This window comes from Alteromonas sp. G4i13 (genome assembly GCF_054960505.1).
The window spans coordinates 45,446-62,770 of the sequence record NZ_JBHNYX010000016.1 but is presented as its reverse complement, the minus strand read 5'-3'; the positions used below and the strand labels follow the sequence as shown (position 1 = coordinate 62,770).

Here is a 17,325-nt window from a genome sequence, read left to right as displayed (position 1 = left end):
CAATGCTTACAGCTACTGGGAATTAAACAGTGAGATAACGTGATTTTGAAGGCCTGTCTGGGTACACTGGAAGCATTCGAGATTAGACAACGTAGACAAAGCTCACACTTATGCAAGAACTTATCGAAAGCGGCCAATTTTTAACACTTTCTCGCCGTAATTCCGCATTATTTGAACGCTCTCATCAATTTACATTAGCTAATGGTACGCTCGTCCATATTACCGCACCTGGCATTATCAGTTTTTCAGTACAGCCAACCTCTAAGCCTAATAAACGCATTGTTTTATCGTGTGGTGTGCACGGTAATGAAACCGCACCTATCGAAATCTGTGATGATTTGGTTAAGGGGATCCTTACAGGGAACATAACGCTGGCACATGATGTTTTGTTCTTATTTGGCAACCTGCCAGCGATGGATATTGCAGAGCGTTTCGTTGAAGAGAACATGAACCGCTTGTTTAGCGGTGCACACTCGAAGGGCGAAGGTTTAGTGAACGCAGAGCGCGTTCGTGCTAAACAGCTCGAAGATGCTGTGGCGTCTTTCTTCGAAGCGGGTGAGGGCACCCGATATCACTACGACCTACACACAGCAATTCGCGCCTCTAAAAATGAAAAGTTTGCGGTATATCCTTATCTTCATGACAGAATACACAGCAAAGGGCAGCTGGCATTTCTTGCCGCGTGTGGTGTGAAAACCATATTACTGTCGGAAAGCTCGACAACCACCTTTAGCTATTTCTCGTCATATCAATACAACGCGCACGCGTTTACGGTTGAACTTGGCAAGGTGCGTCCATTCGGGCAAAACGATATGCGTCGATTTGAAGATGCGAAACAAGCGATAACGCAGTTAATTACTCAAACCGAGTACGCGCCTACGGTTGATATGGATGACCTTGATATTTATCGCGTGAACCAAGTTATAAACCGAAACGAAGAACAGTTTACGCTTCATTTCGATGACGATACGCCAAACTTCACTGACTACCCTAAAGGCACGGTATTGGCTTCTGAACCGGGTAAAGAGTACATAGCAGAGCAGGACGGCGAAGCCATTGTTTTCCCGAATGCAAAAGTGGCCATTGGACAACGCGCCTTATTAACCGTTGTGCCTACTACGTTGGATAAGCTAGATGTTTAATCTTGATAGCCGTTTACACAATGATACATTTTTTGTCTGTGATCTCTCGCTGTGTCGTGTACTGTTAATGAACGATAGTCAGTTTCCGTGGCTTATTTTAGTGCCGATGAAAAATGATATTGCGGAAATTATCGATTTGTCAGAAGAAGAGCAGATTACTTTACTTAAAGAGTCTGCATTGGCATCAAAAGCCATGCAGTCCTTGTTTTCACCGCTTAAACTTAACGTGGCAGCACTAGGCAATGTGGTAAGGCAGCTTCATGTTCATCACGTCGCACGTTTTGAAAATGATTGTGCGTGGCCAAAACCTGTGTGGGGCAACCAGCCAGCAGTGGCGTATAACACAAACGATGCTCAGGCACTTGTTAAGTCTGTTAAGCAGTGGTTCGAAAACAACAGCTAGAGGGCGCACGCCCTTAATAGCGCAAAATAAACAGTTCACATTAAAAGGAGTTATGCATGATAGTTTCAACTACCCCAACGCTTGAAGGGCATAAAATTGAAGCTTATTACGGTATTGTTGTGGGCGAGGCCGTGATGGGCGCAAACGTATTTAAAGATCTTTTCGCCTCTATTCGCGATATCGTTGGCGGCCGTTCTGGGTCGTATGAAGAAGAGTTAACCACCGCACGTAAGTTAGCGTTTACTGAGCTTGAGCATGAAGCCAGAAGCATGGGCGCAAATGCTGTGGTTGGCATCGATTTAGACTATCAAGTGATTGGCGATAAAGGCAGTATGCTTATGGTGAGCATTAGCGGTACCGCAGTGAAAACAACCCCTTTATAAGATTATGAAGGGCGTATGCTTTGGTGAATTAACGTTTATCAATTAAGTGCCGATTAAAATAGCGATAAGCAAAAAGCGACACAATCCAATTAAAAAAGGGCAGCGTAAGCGTTTCAAAAAGCTTTGCTGCCCTTTTCTATCTGTAAGACTAGGCTTTATTTGGCCGTATTTTCTATTGCTTGCTCTTCAACAGCATCAGCATCAATGGCAATCGTATCTACGATCACTGCGCATGCTGCATCACCCGTAATATTTAGCGCTGTGCGGATCATGTCGAAAATTCTGTCCAAGGCAAATAGCAGGGGTAAACCTTCAATGGGAATGCCGGCAGCAAGCAACACCGCAACGACCAAGAATGATGGCCCAGGAACGCCCGCTTGACCAACCGCGCCAAGGGTAGACGTTAGGATGATGGCAACATATGCACCCATTGATAAATCTATATTGAAAAGCTGCGCAAAAAACACCGCTACCAAGCCATAATAAATGGCATTTCCGCTCATGTTGATGGTGGCGCCTAACGGCAGTACAAAAGATGCCGTTGCGTTTCTTACACCTAGCTCATTCTCTACTGTATTCATAGTAACCGGCAGTGTCGCCATGGATGACGCGGTTGAAAGAGCAACCGCCTGAGGCTTTTTCATGGCGACGAGAAATGATTTAGCCGACGTTTTTGTAAATAGCTGTACCAAAAGGGGGTAAACCACAAAACCAAACACTAAAATTGCCGCAGTAAACACCAAGAAGAGTTTGAATACCACCATGAGCGCGGCAAAACCAAATGTTCCTACGGCCTCTGCCATTAAACCAAATACGCCGATAGGCGCGATTTTCATCACACAGTTTATCATCCATACCATGGCATCAACGATAGTGTTCACGCCATTTAAAATAGGCTCACGGTTCTTTTTAGGCTGTTTAGACAGGGCGAGGCCGAAGAACAAGCAAAACACCAGAATTTGAAGAATGTTTGCGTTGGTTAACGATGCAAATACGTTGGTGGGGATCATACCTGTAACGGTAGCCCAAAATGAAGGTAACTCACCTTTAGAGGCGTATTCACCAGAGAACATACCTTCTACCGCAGAAACGTCGATACCTATTCCTGGCTTAAACACTTCACCCATAATTAGGGCCAGTGTTACGGCAAGTGCTGACGTTAACGCAAAATAAGCAAGGGTAGATAGCCCCACTTTTCCTGCATTAGTGCTGTTGCCAAGCCCCGCAGCGCCAGAGATAAGCGCTACTGCCACCAGTGGAATGACCAGCATCTTAATTAAATTGATAAAAATGGCACCTAGTGGTGCGAACATTTCAGCGCTTTCACCCATAAAGGCGCCAACAGCGGTGCCAATAATCATAGCAATGACAACTTGTACGCCGATATTGCCCAGTAAGGATTGTTTTTTAGACACGTCTAGAACCTCTTAGAGTGTGTTTAAATGTGAAAAGTGATTTGTGAATGAATAATTGAGAGCCCTAATACTCAAGTGCCTGCGTAGGCATAAACAATGGGTACAAGCTTTTGATTATAAAAGCCTCGAATTATAAAAGCTTTACTTAGGCTTCGATTAAATTGCCGCGATTGACGCTATCAGATTAGGGTTATTTCATTGGGGTGTTGCTGTCTTTATCTTGGTCTTTAACGGATGTATTCGCGCTTTCACTGTCCTCGTTTGAATCGTCGTCACTATCATCATAAGGTTTAGAAGGTGTCGGAAATTTAAATCTAGCACTGTATTTAAGCAGCGTGATATTCCCAATCACAACGCCCAATACTAAAACAATAATAATGATGACCCAGGTAGTACTCATAAAAATTCCGTAGGCTACAGCCCTTTGTTCAATACGTAGCGATTATACAAGCTAGGTAGCTGTGGCAAAATACATGTTTTGCCTTCTATATCGCTTTGTTCAATGGCTTTTGTAAAGCCATCTAAGTGCCTGGCATTTTCGAAAACACACGCTGTTTTTCGAAAGCTTAAATGCCATGGCTCTACTGCGACGCCACCCGTATTAACCGAAAAAGGACGATAAAAGCCAAACTGTTCCATATTGTCAGCTAGCCAACATGAAAGGGCATGGCACGGTCCGCCAGAAAGGTATTCGCTTTCGACAAGATTAAACTTGCCCCCCCAGTTATGCACGGCAACTCTGTCGTACACATCGATGTCAGTGCCCCAATGGTGGCGACTGCCGCCGGGAAGTGCTGACCATGTCAAAATAGCATGAAGCTTTTCATTATCGCTTAGTGCCTCGAATGGCAGTTCATCACCGTTGGTATCAAGAAGCTGTGCTTGACCTGCCCATTTGCGGTTAAAAATGGCTGTTTGCCTGTCGAAATCTCGAAAGCTACTGACCAACTGTAAGTCTATACCGTCTTTTTGCGCAGCATCTTGCATGGCAAGAAACGGCGATATCACGTCGCGATGCAGTCTATGGCCGTTGCCAGCATCAACGAGATAGTCGTTGTGCTGGCCCAACCACGCTTTTTCTGGCACTTGATTCATAACCATCAATAGCGGCTATTTAGCCAGCAAGCGTTCTAAGATACCGAAGTACATATCAGCAAGCTGTTCAAGGTCAGACATTTTCACGCACTCGTCAATTTTGTGAATAGTGGCATTCACCGGGCCTAGCTCTATCACTTGTGCACCTGTTGGCGCGATAAAGCGACCATCTGATGTACCGCCAGCAGTAGACAGCACGGTAGGTGTTCCTTTAACCGCAGCTATTGCACCTTGAGTGGCTTCTAACAGGGCACCCGTATCGGTCAAAAAGGGTTGACCGTTAAACGTCCATTTAATCTCGTACTCCAGTTCGTGGGCTTCCAAAATTGCCGTGACTCTCTCAATGAGAATTTGGTCGGTTACTTCCGTTGAAAAACGGAAGTTGAAGCAAATGTGCATCTCGCCCGGGATCACATTGCCCGCACCTGTTCCCGCGTGAATGTTTGATATCTGGAAGCTGGTGGGAGGGAAAAAGTCGTTACCGTTATCCCAATGAGATTTAGCTAGCTCGTCAAGGGCTGCCATTGCACTATGAACAGGGTTTTTAGCTAAATGAGGGTAGGCGACATGGCCTTGGATACCTTTTACTATCAAATCACCCGTTAATGAACCTCTACGGCCATTCTTAACAATATCGCCTACTTCATCGGTTGAAGAGGGTTCGCCAACAATACACCAATCAATTTTTTCGTTGCGGGCTTCAAGGGTATCAATAACGCGAGTGGTACCGTTTATAAAAGGGCCTTCTTCGTCGCTAGTAATAAGGTACGCAATACTTCCCTTGTGATCAGGGTATTTGTTCACAAACTCGCGGGTGGCTACTAGCATAGCGGCAAGACTGCCTTTCATGTCAGCTGCGCCGCGCCCATGCAGATAGCCGTCAACTTCTGTCGCGGTAAATGGCGGTGTTTTCCATGCTGACTCAGGGCCACTAGGCACTACATCAGTGTGGCCTGCGAAACAAAATACCGGGCCTTCTTTACCTCTGCGAGACCAAAGGTTCGTCGTGTCTTCAAATACCATGGTTTCATTATTAAACCCTAAAGCACCTAAAAACTCGCCCATGGCTTCTTGGCAACCTGCGTCTTCTGGCGTTACAGAACGGCGGTTTATTAATTGTTTAGCAATTTCAATAACAGAGTCGTTTAACAAAATATTTCCTCATACTGCGCGGGTTTGAAGCCAATATAAAACGCGTTGTCATGAACAAGGATAGGGCGTTTAACCATGGCAGGATGAAGCTCTAGCAGGGCCAGTGCTTTATCTTTATCTAGATTCGCTTTCTCTTGCTCTTCTAGCTGGCGAAAAGTCGTGCCGCGTTTGTTGAGCATTGCTTCCCAGCCAAGCTCAGACTCGGCGCGTACAAGAAAGTCGTTATCTATCCCGTCCTTGCGGTAATCGTGAAATGTGAAAGCGATATCGTTGTCTGCTAACCATTTTTTTGCTTTTTTAATGGTGTCACAGTTTGGGATCCCATAAAGGATTGTGCTCATGGTGATTTATTCCGTACTACTTTGTTGTTTGTAAATGAAAGACGCTGGTTAGAACAGTGCCATTATGTGGCGCTGTTTCGAAGAGCTAGAGAAAATAGAAAACCGCAATAGCCCGAAAACAGTGCGCCTGTACATTTTTGTTTTTCAATGTGCTCCATCATACAAGCTGTTGATACGTTGATAAACTCACTTGCGATGATTTTTAATAGTAAATCATTCAGGGCTGAAAGCCTGTTTTACAATTAGGTCAACAGGCCCTAGAGGTAAAGTGTCAACAACGTATCTTCGCCTGCTTCGACAAACTTTTGATGCGTAGGCACCACGCCGATAAGCGCATTTGCATTAAGCAACGTCATTGAACAGGTATTGCTAACACCGCGCTGCTTTAGCCATGCAGCATTCACGGTAAAAAGTACTTGTTTAAGTCTTATTTCATCGCCCCGCTTCAAAGAACAGGCGAATTGTGCGCCATGCAAATGACTAGTATCGCCACCATATTTAATCTTGCATTTAAGGCCCGCGCTAGACTGTATGTCGATAGCGTAATCTAGCGGGGAAACGCTCAATACTTTACCAGCGAAAGGCGATAAGACAGTATTTGATGTTGAGCTTATTGCTGCACCAGGCCCCATAAGGCCACTTTTATAATAGGGATCGTCAATGTGTGAGAGTGAAACCACTTGCCCTGAAAATGGGCTTAAAGTTACAAGCTGCTTGGTAAAACTGTCTGGTGCGTATTGTAGTTGCTTAGCATTCACAGTATTAAACGTCCTCACTTACCGAATAGCCAGCTTTCTTAAGCGCACTAATGGCATCTTTTAGTTTATTGTCTTTTACTAAAAAGAAGTCAGTGTCGAAGGTTGATACCACAAATATAGCCACTTTTGCTGATGCTAACACTTGGCCGATTTGGGCCATGATCCCTACCATAGACAAGTGCAAAGGCCCTAACAGTTCAAGTGCACGCCAACCTTCATCACTATCTAGTGACGGTACGTCTACCGAGTCAGGCACAACAATAGATAGTTCATCTTCTGTTTTACCTAAGAAAAAAAGAGGGCTATTAAGTACAGATGCGGGGATATTAGTTTCAGGATCCAAGCTGTGAATGGTAAACAAAGATTCTCTGACTAAAAGTGTTTGTTTGGGCATGAGAAACCGAAAAAAAGATAACTTCGAAGATATTCACATTAAACCACTAACTGTGATTAAGTGCTACGTGTTATCCACTTAATCTGTGGATAAGTTTGTTGAGTAGTTTGGGGCTTTGTTGTAACTATATGTATTTAAAGGGATAAATAAACTGTACAAACAATGTTCAGTGGATAACATTCTCAATTTCACAAGCATTTTCCACAGGCCATGTCTACAACTAAAATAAAAAATGTTTTGTAATTTTGCAATTTCTTAGCTTGACAACCATGGCTTTTTTCAGAAATTTGCGTATTACTAAAACGCGAGATTCAAATGATCGAACTCTTTTTGCCATGTTGATCTTTGATGTACAGCAAAGGTCAATAGACTCTAGCCTTTTTACCTTTAAAACATCGGTACATTAAAATGATCTATTAGTTAACAAATATTCAGTAAGGTACTACTGTTAGTAGTTAATTTAGTCTTGGGTTTTGCTTATTGAAGCAATGGGGCATTGCGCTTATCAGTTATGTAGCTTACTGGGTATTTGATCTCTAACCAGAACAAGAGCGCTGACTAGAAAAATGCCTCAACCATAAATAGAGCCCTAACAAAACAACAGCCCTAAACAAAAAACAGAGGGAGAGACAATGTCAGATTCTTCATGGTGCGATATTACGGTAGAAAACGCAGACGAACTTGTCAGCTTTTATGAAGCGGTGATGGGATGGAAGAAGGAGCCCATAGATATGGGTGGCTACAATGATTATGTCATGATGAAGGCCGACGGCACACCTGTGGGCGGCATTTGTCATAAGCAGGGTGTAAACGCGCAGTACCCAAGCGGATGGATTAATTACTTTACCGTAGAAAATCTAGATGCCGCGTTGAAAGAAGTTACTTCCAAAGGTGGAAAACAGGCGGGTGATATACGTCATCATGGCAAAGACAGCTTTTGTGTCATTATTGACCCAAGCGGCGCTGCGTGCGCGCTTTATGAAAAAGGCAGCAAGTGACGAAACTTGCTGCCCTAGTATTGTGTTAGCTATCTACTTACTTGTTTAGCACGCCGCGATTTACCTGATCGCGTTCAATCGACTCAAATAGTGCCTTGAAGTTACCCTCGCCGAAACCTTCATCTTGTTTGCGTTGGATAAATTCAAAGAATACTGGGCCGAAAACGGTTTCAGAAAATATCTGAAGCAGTAGGCGAGGCTCACCATTTTCCGTTGTGCCGTCTAATAGAATACCGCGCTTTTGTAGCTCATCTACGTTTTCGCCGTGCCCAGGAAGACGCTCTTCAAGCATATCGTAGTAGGTATTTGGTGGAGGCGTCATAAACTTCATACCTTTCGCTTTAAGCTTATCTAAACACGCCACTAGGTCGTCACAAGCGAAAGCGATATGCTGAATACCTTCACCATTGTACTTCATTAAGAACTCTTCAATTTGGCCACCACCGCCAACCGCCTCTTCATTTAGCGGTATGCGAATTTTACCGTCTGGCGCCGTCATTGCTTTCGATAATAGACCCGTGTATTCACCTTTAATATCGAAATAGCGAATTTCTTTAAAGTTGAATAGCTTTTCGTAGAACCCTGCCCAGAAATTCATACGGCCGCGGTACACATTATGGGTGAGGTGATCGAGCGTATGGAAGCCACATCCTTCAGGATGGCGATCAACGCCTTCAATCCAATTGAAGTCGATGTCGTAAATGGTATTTTCGCCTTCATAACGGTCTATAAGGTAAAGCATCGCACCGCCAATACCTTTAATAGCAGGAAGTTTCAGTTCCATTGGACCGGTATGGGTATCCATAGGCTGAGCACCGCGGGCAAGCACTTCTTTATATGCGTGCTGTGAATCTTTAACGCGGAATGCCATACCACACGCTGATGGACCGTGTTCTTCGGCATAATAGGCTGCATGACATTTCTTTTCGTAGTTACTTAATAAATTGATGTCGCCTTGACGCCATAATTCCACGTCTTTTGATTTGTGGCGAGCAACAAGGGTAAAGCCCATAGCTTCAAAAATGGGCTCCAACATGCCCTTTTTAGGCGCAGTGAACTCTAAAAATTCAAACCCGTCTAAACCAATAGGGTTTTCAAACAAATCAGCCATAGCGATACATCCTCAACGTAAATCACATTTTATAATTGTTACCTGATTGTAAGGGCGCAGTGAAAAAGCAAGCAATAGGTGTCGAGTTCAAGGGTTTTGGGCATGGAAAGCAAAGCTGTAACGTTTTGTTTTCACCCGTGAATGAGATGCTGAGTTAGGGAAAGCTAACTTTCCCTAACTGTTTGAAAATAAATGCTATTAAGCAAAGTTGATGCTTGTCGGTAGTGTTCAAAAATCAGTACAATTGCTTGTTTAGGTATCGGTACGTGTAACGTTACAAACCCCAGGGCGCTTATTTTTCACCATCGTAGTACTTTTTAAGGCCTTTCCAGCACGCCAAATAGTCTCGTTGACGAATATCACTGTTTAAAGCGAACTCCGTTGGCGCAATGGCATAGCGAGATTCAAACATAAACGCCAGCGTGTTTTCATAACGCTGCGGTGAAAGCTCGGCGTTCGAGGCTTTTTCAAATACTTCAGCTTCTGGGCCATGGGGAGTCATACAGTTGTGAAGGCTCATGCCGCCGGGCACAAAACCGTGTTCTTTGGCGTCGTACATCCCCTCAATTAGCCCCATAAACTCGCTCATAATATTTCTGTGGTAATACGGTGGGCGAAAAGTATTTTCAGCAACCATCCACCTTGGAGGGAAAATAACGAAGTCAACGTTCGCCGTACCTTCCAGCTCAGATGGTGAGGTAAGCACGGTAAATATAGACGGATCGGGGTGGTCAAAACTTACGGTGTTCATAACGTTGAAACGGGACAAATCATATTTATAAGGGGCAGAGTTACCTACCCAAGCCACCACATCAAAGGGAGAGTGATCGAGTTTTGCTTCGAACAAATTTCCACAGAACTTGTTTACCAAAGTGTGAGGCGTCTCATTATCTTCAAACCACGCCGTGGGATAGCAAAAATCACGCTGGTTCGCATAGCCATTCGCGCCTACCGGGCCGCGCTCTGGCAGCACAAAAGGATGACCGTAGTTTTCGCATATATATCCGCGAATTGGCCCATTAATAGGGTTAACCGAAAAACGAACGCCACGAGGAATAACGGCTATTTCACCTACAGACAAGTTGAGCCTACCAAACTCGGTGGTGATCAGCATGTCGCCTAGCTGGGGGACAATAAGCATTTCTCCGTCTGATGAGTAGAAAACACGATTTTGCATATTAGCACTGGCACTGTAGCAGTGAATGCCCATACCTACTTGGGCTTTAGCGTCACCGTTAGTGGCGATGGTTACAAGCGAGTCTACAAAATCAACGTCTTTTTCTGGTAAGGGTACAGGGTCCCACCTAAGTACATTCGGAGGGCAATGGACATCAGACTCAGGTGCTGTTCTTAACAGGCCGTTATCAATTTTTTCAAAGTCGCCCATAGTAATAGAGGGGCGTAAACGATATGTCCAGCTGCGGCGGTTTTCTGCTCGTGGGGCAGTAAATGCTGTACTGCTAAACTGTTCAGCGTAAAGCTTATAATTCACTTTTTGTGGGCTGAACTGGCCTTTAGGAAGGGCACCCGGCAGCGCCTCTGTCTCGTGCTCGTTATTAAAACCCGTTAAATACGACAAAGTATCCATAAACCCTCCCACAGGCGGCCATCGATGTGGCTGTACTGATGAATGCTAAATAAAGTAGTTACAAATGAAACTATGTGGTTTAGGCTAGAGGTAAATGAAATGTAAATCAATGGCCGTGGGCGAGTAGAGGGAATGGAGCCAACGTCATTTGGTACGCTAGCTTTACACCTTTTATGTGAGGGCCATTACAAGGTTACACGTATTGCGTGTTTTTAATGCACGATGTTAGCTGTGAAAGTTACCTGGGTTAATGTTGAACGCGCCTGAACGCTCGACAGATGGTAGCGACACTTTGGGTATAAGTAACGCCTAAGGTAAATGAAAAACAACCATGGCTTTTAGGGCGGTCGCAGAAGTAAAAATAGCAAGAGTAATACAGTGAAAAGGGCTTAAAACATGCAGCTAGAAGATATGCTTGCCTACAAGGTAGCCATGCTTGCGAGCGATTTAAGTGAATCGCTCTCAAAAGAATATGCAGAATATAAACTTACTAAACCAGAGTGGCGAATCTTAGCCACATTAGGCGGCCGAAATGAAAGCTCGCCAAATTCACTGCTAACGGCAAAAGAAATCGCTATTGCAACACGACTAGATAAAGTGCAGGTTTCGCGAGCGCTGGAGCGATTGGTTAAGCGAGATGCTATCGTTAAGCGTGTGAGCAAGCGAGATAAACGGGCCACATTAATTTCATTGTCAGTGGAAGGAGAACGAATCTATCGGGCGCTGTTGCCTAAAATTGTGGCTTGGCAAAATAAGCGTTTGGAAAATATCACTGAAGATGAGTATCGAATATTTGTAAAAGTGATAGATGCACTAACGCCTTAAGATTCGGGTGAAGTCGTTGAAAAGTCTGGTCTGAGCAGATGTGAGGGCATTGCTATAAAGGTTACTTTCGCGCCTTTAACTGTTAAATTCCCCCGAACTAATCAAATGGGGAAGTTATTGGATTCATTAGTCATGTTGCTTCCCCTTAAATATTTATCAAGCGCTTTATACAGCGCTTCTATTTGGCGCACAGTGAGGACATTGAGTGGCACCCTTAGAAATATACGCAGGTAAAAAAGCACGTGAATCCATAATGAAAAACGGGTTTACGCCTGAGTTATTTAGCTATTTTCTGGGGGCATCTGGCGGCCCGAAATGGTTTTCTCTGGCTGGTTTAGACCGCGTACTGTTCCCTGAGTGGTTTGCCAACGTTAAGCATCAAATTCATGTGATTGGCTCTTCAGCAGGTGCGTTTCGTACCATTTGCGCTGTTCAAAATGATCCCCTAGCAGCCATAAATCGTCTAGCCTCTTCTTATTCAACAACGACCTATAGCAGTGATAAGCCTACGCCTAGAGAAATTACGGCTAAAGCTGAAGACCTGCTGAAAGAAATGGTGGATGAAGCAGGTAAGCAAGAAGTGCTGTCTAACTCCCGCTTTAAAGCGCACCTGATCGTTGCTAAATGTTTAGGTGCTACTCGTTTTGAAAGTAAGTTTAGGCAACTTTCGGGCTTGGCGATGAGTGCAGCGGCCAATACAGTGAACCGACGACACCTTTCACGTTTATATACACGCTATGTGTTCTCTACCCCGAATACTGAATTTGCGATAAAAGACCCGTATCAACTGCCTACTCAGTACTACACGTTAACCCACGGAAATATTCATACCGCGCTGCTAGCATCGGGTTCTATTCCTGTGGTTATTGAGGGCGTACAGCAAATTGAAGGGGCGCCAGCCGGAATGTATAGAGATGGCGGTATTATTGACTACCATTTCGATTTGTCCTTCGGACCAGATGATGGCTTAGTGTTATACCCCCATTTTTATGACAAGCCCATTCCAGGCTGGTTCGACAAGGGCTTGAAGGGCAGAGTGCCTCATCGTTCAAGCTACGATAACGTTGTAATGCTTGTGCCTTCTGCATCGTTTGTTGCTAATTTGCCTTATAGCAAAATCCCCGATAGGAAAGATTTTGAAGTACTCGATGCAAAAACGCGCATCCAGTATTGGCAAACAGTATTGAAAGAAACCGACAGGTTGGGTGAATATTTTATGCGTGCTGTTAACGACGGATCTTTAGTAGACGCTATCAAGCCGCTTCCATTTAAAATGATTTAAGTTAATCGCAATTGTTGAAGAAAGTGGCTAATTGCTGTCAAATTAGTCACTTGAATCGTCATTTGATAAGTTTTCCTTGCAGGCAACGCTCGTGCTAAGTATTATACGCGCCGTTGCTTGGCATTCGCCCACCTATCAGGTGCAACAAAATTCTATATGCGTCTATAGCTCAGTTGGTTAGAGCGCTACCTTGACATGGTAGAGGTCCCCTGTTCGAATCAGGGTAGACGCACCATCTTACGATTTAATTTCATCTTTTATTTACTCAAGTTCTGCGCAACACGCACTGGTACCCTTTTCTTTATTTAGCGATATTCTCGAGCAATTTAACTTTTTAATGTCGGGTGGTCTGTGTGATTTGGACTACACTAAAAGAATGGTGGCCGTTTTTTATATCTTTGCTATCTAACAATTTAGCACTCGCGGGAGTACGATGAGCTTACAGAAATACCAAGAGCCCCCGTTATTTGAACAACATGGTTCGGCTGAAAGGCGGTTCCTTCAGCTTATTAGTGCCTTGCCAAAGGTATCGGTGCAAGGTTATGACAAGCACCGAAAAGTTATCTACTGGAATAAATCAAGTGAAGACATGTATGGCTTTCGTGAGTGCGAAGCACTAGGTCAAAAACTTGAAGATCTCATCATTCCCTCGTTCATGAAAAGTGAAGTGATAAAGCTACATCAGCGATGGATAGATTACGGTGAGGCAATTCCTTCAGACGAACTCGTGCTTGAGAAGAAAAGTGGCGAGCCTATCCATGTTTTCTCATCTCACGTCATGCTGAAAGAAGGCACAGATTCACCCGAAATGTATTGTGTGGATATTGACCTGAGTGAGCAGCACAACATCCGGCAAGAACTTGAGCGAATGGCATCCACAGATTTGTTAACCGAGTTGCCTAATCGACGCTTGTTAGAGCAGTTTTTGATGTCGTCCATCGAGGATGCATCGCGCAATGAGTCTGGCTTCGCTTTGTTTTTCATTGACTTAGATATGTTTAAAGAAGTTAATGACACGCTTGGGCATACCTGGGGCGATGAATTACTGCGCTCTGTTTCTAAGCGGCTGTCAGATTGTCTAAGCGAACAAGGCTTACTGGCTCGGTTTGGTGGAGACGAATTTGTTTTTGTCGCCACACAAGTGACTTCTGAAAATGAAAGTGCTGACATTGCTAAGAAACTTACTGAGTGTTTCAAGCAGAGCTTCGCACTTAGCACTGAAAACGTGCATATCACTTCAAGTATCGGTATTAGTATGTACCCTAAAGATGGAAGGGAGATTGATGATCTTCTGAAAAATGCAGACGTCGCAATGTATCAGGCGAAAGCTGAAGGCCGAAACCGTTTTCATTTTTTCACCCACGCTTTAAGTCAGAAAGTTCGACAACAGCGAAGTATCGCAGCCTATCTGCATGAGTCTTTGGTTAACGATGAGTTTGAACTTTTGTATCAACCTCAAATCGATTTGCTCACTGGAAAAGTGGCATCGTGTGAAGCGCTGTTAAGGTGGCGTCCTAAAGATGAGGATAGGGCTGTTCCACCCAATATCTTCATCCCCATCGCTGAGCGCAGTGAGTTAATTGTTCACATTGGAAATTGGGTGTTAGAAAAGGCGTGCAAACAGGCACAGTTATGGAAAGAGCAGGGCATTAATATTCGCGTTGATATCAATGTTTCAGGAAAAGAGTTAGAGCAGAATGCTTATTTCGGACGCCTAAGGGAGTGTCGAGAGCGGCACGGTTTAATGCCTAAAGATATTGGGTTAGAGCTTACCGAAAATGTGCTTATTAAGTCTGACAATACGATTTTAGAGAATTTGAGAGCGCAACGCGACCAGGGCGTTGAAATATCGATTGATGACTTTGGTACGGGTTATTCTTCGCTTAGTTATTTAAAACAGTTTCCCGTTAGCCACTTAAAAATAGATCGTTCATTTTTAAGAGGTGCACCGGAAAATGCCTACGATAGCGCGTTAATGGAGGCTATCGTGAATGTTGGTCACAAACTCGATTTAAATATTGTTGTTGAAGGCGTGGAAACTCAAAATCAATCGAACTACTGCAAGTCTCTTAACGTTGAATATGTGCAAGGCTTTCTGTATTCAAAACCCATTAGCTCTGACGCCATTGTAAAGCTGCTTAACGAACAGTAAATGCGGTTAAAAGGAGGTGTATATGAAAGAGATTCTCACAACACCGCCTTAAACGTTTCATCGAATCGACGCACAATAAGTTTGTATAAAGCGCGAGGTCTCACTTAAAGCGTCAATACTTATTCAGACGTTCAATGCCTCAGACCAGCGAGCTTACACTTAGTACATTGTCCAAAGTGAGGGTTTAGAAAAGTAATAGCCTTGTTGGTGTTCAACGTCTAGTTTGCTCAGTGCAACAGACTCAGCCTCGTTTTCTACCATTTCCGCAATAACATGGATATTAAGGCCTTTCGCAATATTGATAAGGCTAGAGACAAATAACTGATTATCTTTGTTGGTATGAATTCCCTGGGTTAGCCGTCCCGAAAGCTTAACGAATTGAGGCTGAATTGCCCTTAAACCCGCAAGCGAGGCAAAGTTATCGCCAAAGTGTTCTATGGTAATTCTACAGCCCAGCTGTATGAGTTGACGGCAAAAGTTCTCGGCTACTTCTCGATGGTGAATAAGCGCTGCATCTTCGACTTCAAAAATAAGTCTTGGGCATAGCGTTTCCCGGGTTCGAAGCTCTTCAATTAACCATTTTCTAAACTCGCCGTTGGCAATTGAGGCGTTACTAATATTTATAGCAACCTGATGAGACGTTACCGTTAGTTTTTTAAACACGATGCCTGCTACCAACTTATCGACTTGAGGAATAAGGTCCAATCGCTCTGATGCGGGGATAAGTTGCGCCATGGGTATAACATCATTGGTGTCTTTGTCTTTAAATCGAGCAAACGTTTCGTAATATGCTGGTGCGTTTCGCTCTACATTCATCACGGGTTGAATGAGAATATCGGCATATTGCTGCGACACGATGTAATTGAGGCGCTCACGCCATTTTGTATTGCTATGAACCTGAGACACTTCTGAAGAAAACTGCCATCCTTTTTGCGTTTTCATTGCCGCCATCAACGCACTATCAGCACTTTCCATTACCTGCTGTAACGACATTTGGCTAGAAAAACGTGTAACGCCCATCCACGTTGCTTTGCTTCCATCTCGAAGTGGCGTGGCGTTTGCGAACTGCTTCGACATATTTTCTAACATCAAATCCCGTTCGTCCCGCCCCATAATTTCACTTATCAAGGCGAAATCTCCGCCTGATAACCGAAATACAAAGCCACTTTTGCAATTGTGCTTCGCCTCATGCACAAGAAAGTCCGCGATAGATTTTACATAATTGTCACCAGCTAACATGCCCAACTTAGTATTTATAGTGGTAAGTTGAGCGAGCCTGATGAGAATAAGCTCTTTTTCTTGGAAATTAGACGTGTCAGACAACAGCGCGCGAGTGTGTCGCTCGAATGCACTGCGGTTCGACAACTTCGTCAATGTATCTTTATTGGCTTCTGTTTTGAATCGCTCAGATTGCTGAGCAATGTCATTAAATTTTGATGCTAACGACGTGGTTAGGGTGTTCACTGTGCTGGTAAGTTGGCGGTAATCTGTTGTAAACGCATTTACCTGCGAGGGGGTGAAGTCGTGGCTATTTATCTCATTAAGCTTCTTAATGGTGTTGGCAATGGGGCGCCTAGCAAATTTGGTTACTGTGACGATATATAGCGCGAGGGCGAAAAATAGCCCACAAAAGATAACAGCATTTTTGATGAGAATAGCGGTGATTTCAGTGTAAATATAAGACGTGTCTGACGTAACTAACAAATAACCATCATTGTTCGAAAAAGGAATTTTCTTGTTAACGGCAGGTGCGGAGTCCAGCTGTAAGTACCAATTAGGAACAATAGTGTTAGGCGAGCGCTCGTACTTCGCAAACACATTTCCTTCGACATCAATGACTTTGGCTGCAGATAAAAACGGCTGCAATACCATTTGACGAAGCATGGCATCAATCACTGATTGCTTCGACTGAGACGACAAGGCAGAGGTTTGTAAGACGGTTGTTTCGTAACGCAGCCGTGCTTCTTCAGCTTCTTGCTCGATTGACACTGAAGTGCGAGATTTTATTTCGCTTAGCTCAATACTCGACAACACCGTAAATGCTAAAAGCATAAGGGCAAAAACGCCCAAATTAATTTGACTAGACAGCTTCATTGCTAGCAGTTAGCTCCTTTAACTGAGAAATTTATTATTCGCCTCAACCAAATCGAGTACTATCACTTTGATTGAGGCTTTTGTTATACCCGCCAATAGTGCCTAAGCGGCGAATAATAAATGTACTGCAAAACATAGAGTTAAGCGAGCAATTAAAGCCCAGAATAATGAAGCAAGCGCTGTTTATTAGCT

At 44.0% G+C, this 17,325-nt stretch carries 17 protein-coding genes and 1 tRNA gene; 8 read left to right on the top strand and 10 right to left on the bottom strand.

The annotated features are described in order from the left end of the window. Window positions 1-110 precede the first annotated feature (110 nt). The 3 genes from astE to ACFI6J_RS09860 are packed head-to-tail and all read left to right on the top strand — an operon-like array spanning window position 111 to window position 1,928. Window positions 111-1,142, top strand: a complete 1,032-nt coding sequence (astE, locus tag ACFI6J_RS09870; protein ID WP_156086202.1) for a succinylglutamate desuccinylase — start codon at window positions 111-113, stop codon at window positions 1,140-1,142. Continuing rightward, complete coding sequence (locus tag ACFI6J_RS09865; RefSeq protein WP_156086203.1) at window positions 1,135-1,545, top strand: HIT domain-containing protein; 411 nt, start codon at window positions 1,135-1,137, stop codon at window positions 1,543-1,545. Before astE ends, ACFI6J_RS09865 begins: the two co-directional genes overlap by 8 nt. A 56-nt stretch (window positions 1,546-1,601) precedes the next feature. Then, window positions 1,602-1,928 (top strand): heavy metal-binding domain-containing protein, encoded by a 327-nt coding sequence (locus ACFI6J_RS09860; RefSeq protein WP_014949040.1) that lies wholly within the window; start codon window positions 1,602-1,604, stop codon window positions 1,926-1,928. Window positions 1,929-2,083: 155 nt separating this feature from the next. Here ACFI6J_RS09860 and ACFI6J_RS09855 read toward each other — a convergent pair whose 3' ends face one another. The 7 genes from ACFI6J_RS09855 to ACFI6J_RS09825 all read right to left on the bottom strand — a co-directional run bounded on the left by ACFI6J_RS09855 (window position 2,084) and on the right by ACFI6J_RS09825 (window position 7,083). Next, window positions 2,084-3,343, bottom strand: coding sequence for a dicarboxylate/amino acid:cation symporter (locus ACFI6J_RS09855; RefSeq protein ID WP_081333974.1), 1,260 nt, complete (start codon window positions 3,341-3,343; stop codon window positions 2,084-2,086). Between the two features lie 190 nt (window positions 3,344-3,533). Then, window positions 3,534-3,743: a DUF2897 family protein gene (locus tag ACFI6J_RS09850; RefSeq protein ID WP_456252413.1), complete on the bottom strand. Its 210-nt coding sequence runs from the start codon at window positions 3,741-3,743 to the stop codon at window positions 3,534-3,536. Window positions 3,744-3,757: 14 nt separating this feature from the next. After that, window positions 3,758-4,444: a M15 family metallopeptidase gene (locus ACFI6J_RS09845; protein WP_462555388.1), complete on the bottom strand. Its 687-nt coding sequence runs from the start codon at window positions 4,442-4,444 to the stop codon at window positions 3,758-3,760. Between the two features lie 9 nt (window positions 4,445-4,453). Further along, on the bottom strand, window positions 4,454-5,590 hold the full coding sequence (gene dapE, locus ACFI6J_RS09840) for a succinyl-diaminopimelate desuccinylase (RefSeq protein WP_462586069.1): 1,137 nt from the start codon (window positions 5,588-5,590) through the stop codon (window positions 4,454-4,456). After that, the gene (locus ACFI6J_RS09835; RefSeq protein ID WP_014949045.1) at window positions 5,584-5,931 is read right to left on the bottom strand and encodes an ArsC family reductase; all 348 of its coding nucleotides are present in this window, start codon (window positions 5,929-5,931) and stop codon (window positions 5,584-5,586) included. Before ACFI6J_RS09835 ends, dapE begins: the two co-directional genes overlap by 7 nt. A gap of 257 nt (window positions 5,932-6,188) precedes the next feature. Next, entirely contained in the window at window positions 6,189-6,689 is a 501-nt protein-coding gene (locus ACFI6J_RS09830) for a PTS sugar transporter subunit IIA (protein ID WP_283626436.1), read from the bottom strand. Window positions 6,690-6,693: 4 nt separating this feature from the next. After that, entirely contained in the window at window positions 6,694-7,083 is a 390-nt protein-coding gene (locus tag ACFI6J_RS09825; protein ID WP_014949047.1) for an ACT domain-containing protein, read from the bottom strand. Between the two features lie 632 nt (window positions 7,084-7,715). Here ACFI6J_RS09825 and ACFI6J_RS09820 point away from each other — a divergent pair. After that, entirely contained in the window at window positions 7,716-8,081 is a 366-nt protein-coding gene (locus ACFI6J_RS09820; RefSeq protein WP_014976174.1) for a VOC family protein, read from the top strand. Between the two features lie 37 nt (window positions 8,082-8,118). On the opposite strand, the gene hppD is transcribed toward ACFI6J_RS09820, so the two are convergent. Further along, a complete protein-coding gene (hppD, locus tag ACFI6J_RS09815) occupies window positions 8,119-9,192 on the bottom strand; it encodes a 4-hydroxyphenylpyruvate dioxygenase (RefSeq protein ID WP_014949049.1) in 1,074 nt (357 codons plus the stop codon). Window positions 9,193-9,484: 292 nt separating this feature from the next. Further along, window positions 9,485-10,780 carry a homogentisate 1,2-dioxygenase gene (hmgA, locus tag ACFI6J_RS09810; protein WP_278343464.1) on the bottom strand — a complete coding sequence of 432 codons (1,296 nt, stop codon included), beginning with the start codon at window positions 10,778-10,780 and terminating at the stop codon, window positions 9,485-9,487. Between the two features lie 396 nt (window positions 10,781-11,176). Between hmgA and ACFI6J_RS09805 the strand changes: the two genes are divergently transcribed. The 4 genes from ACFI6J_RS09805 (at window position 11,177) to ACFI6J_RS09790 (ending at window position 15,039) form a co-directional block, all read left to right on the top strand. Continuing rightward, on the top strand, window positions 11,177-11,605 hold the full coding sequence (locus ACFI6J_RS09805; RefSeq protein ID WP_462555396.1) for a MarR family winged helix-turn-helix transcriptional regulator: 429 nt from the start codon (window positions 11,177-11,179) through the stop codon (window positions 11,603-11,605). Between the two features lie 205 nt (window positions 11,606-11,810). Then, window positions 11,811-12,887 (top strand): patatin-like phospholipase family protein, encoded by a 1,077-nt coding sequence (locus ACFI6J_RS09800; protein ID WP_156086208.1) that lies wholly within the window; start codon window positions 11,811-11,813, stop codon window positions 12,885-12,887. Window positions 12,888-13,045: 158 nt separating this feature from the next. Then, window positions 13,046-13,122, top strand: a tRNA-Val gene (locus tag ACFI6J_RS09795). A gap of 198 nt (window positions 13,123-13,320) precedes the next feature. Further along, a complete protein-coding gene (locus ACFI6J_RS09790; protein WP_423083882.1) occupies window positions 13,321-15,039 on the top strand; it encodes a sensor domain-containing protein in 1,719 nt (572 codons plus the stop codon). Window positions 15,040-15,198: 159 nt separating this feature from the next. Here ACFI6J_RS09790 and ACFI6J_RS09785 read toward each other — a convergent pair whose 3' ends face one another. Continuing rightward, window positions 15,199-17,133: an EAL domain-containing protein gene (locus ACFI6J_RS09785; RefSeq protein ID WP_239259677.1), complete on the bottom strand. Its 1,935-nt coding sequence runs from the start codon at window positions 17,131-17,133 to the stop codon at window positions 15,199-15,201. Window positions 17,134-17,325: the final 192 nt, after the last annotated feature.

What these genes read in the sequence shown, in the direction of transcription:
- astE (WP_156086202.1), top strand. Translation starts at nt 111, where the DNA reads ATGCAAGAACTTATCGAAAGCGGCCAATTTTTAACACTTTCTCGCCGT.
- ACFI6J_RS09865 (WP_156086203.1), top strand. Translation starts at nt 1,135, where the DNA reads ATGTTTAATCTTGATAGCCGTTTACACAATGATACATTTTTTGTCTGT.
- ACFI6J_RS09860 (WP_014949040.1), top strand. Translation starts at nt 1,602, where the DNA reads ATGATAGTTTCAACTACCCCAACGCTTGAAGGGCATAAAATTGAAGCT.
- ACFI6J_RS09850 (WP_456252413.1), bottom strand. Translation starts at nt 3,743, where the DNA reads ATGAGTACTACCTGGGTCATCATTATTATTGTTTTAGTATTGGGCGTT.
- ACFI6J_RS09845 (WP_462555388.1), bottom strand. Translation starts at nt 4,444, where the DNA reads ATGGTTATGAATCAAGTGCCAGAAAAAGCGTGGTTGGGCCAGCACAAC.
- ACFI6J_RS09835 (WP_014949045.1), bottom strand. Translation starts at nt 5,931, where the DNA reads ATGAGCACAATCCTTTATGGGATCCCAAACTGTGACACCATTAAAAAA.
- ACFI6J_RS09825 (WP_014949047.1), bottom strand. Translation starts at nt 7,083, where the DNA reads ATGCCCAAACAAACACTTTTAGTCAGAGAATCTTTGTTTACCATTCAC.
- ACFI6J_RS09820 (WP_014976174.1), top strand. Translation starts at nt 7,716, where the DNA reads ATGTCAGATTCTTCATGGTGCGATATTACGGTAGAAAACGCAGACGAA.
- hppD (WP_014949049.1), bottom strand. Translation starts at nt 9,192, where the DNA reads ATGGCTGATTTGTTTGAAAACCCTATTGGTTTAGACGGGTTTGAATTT.
- hmgA (WP_278343464.1), bottom strand. Translation starts at nt 10,780, where the DNA reads ATGGATACTTTGTCGTATTTAACGGGTTTTAATAACGAGCACGAGACA.
- ACFI6J_RS09805 (WP_462555396.1), top strand. Translation starts at nt 11,177, where the DNA reads ATGCAGCTAGAAGATATGCTTGCCTACAAGGTAGCCATGCTTGCGAGC.
- ACFI6J_RS09790 (WP_423083882.1), top strand. Translation starts at nt 13,321, where the DNA reads ATGAGCTTACAGAAATACCAAGAGCCCCCGTTATTTGAACAACATGGT.
- ACFI6J_RS09785 (WP_239259677.1), bottom strand. Translation starts at nt 17,133, where the DNA reads ATGAAGCTGTCTAGTCAAATTAATTTGGGCGTTTTTGCCCTTATGCTT.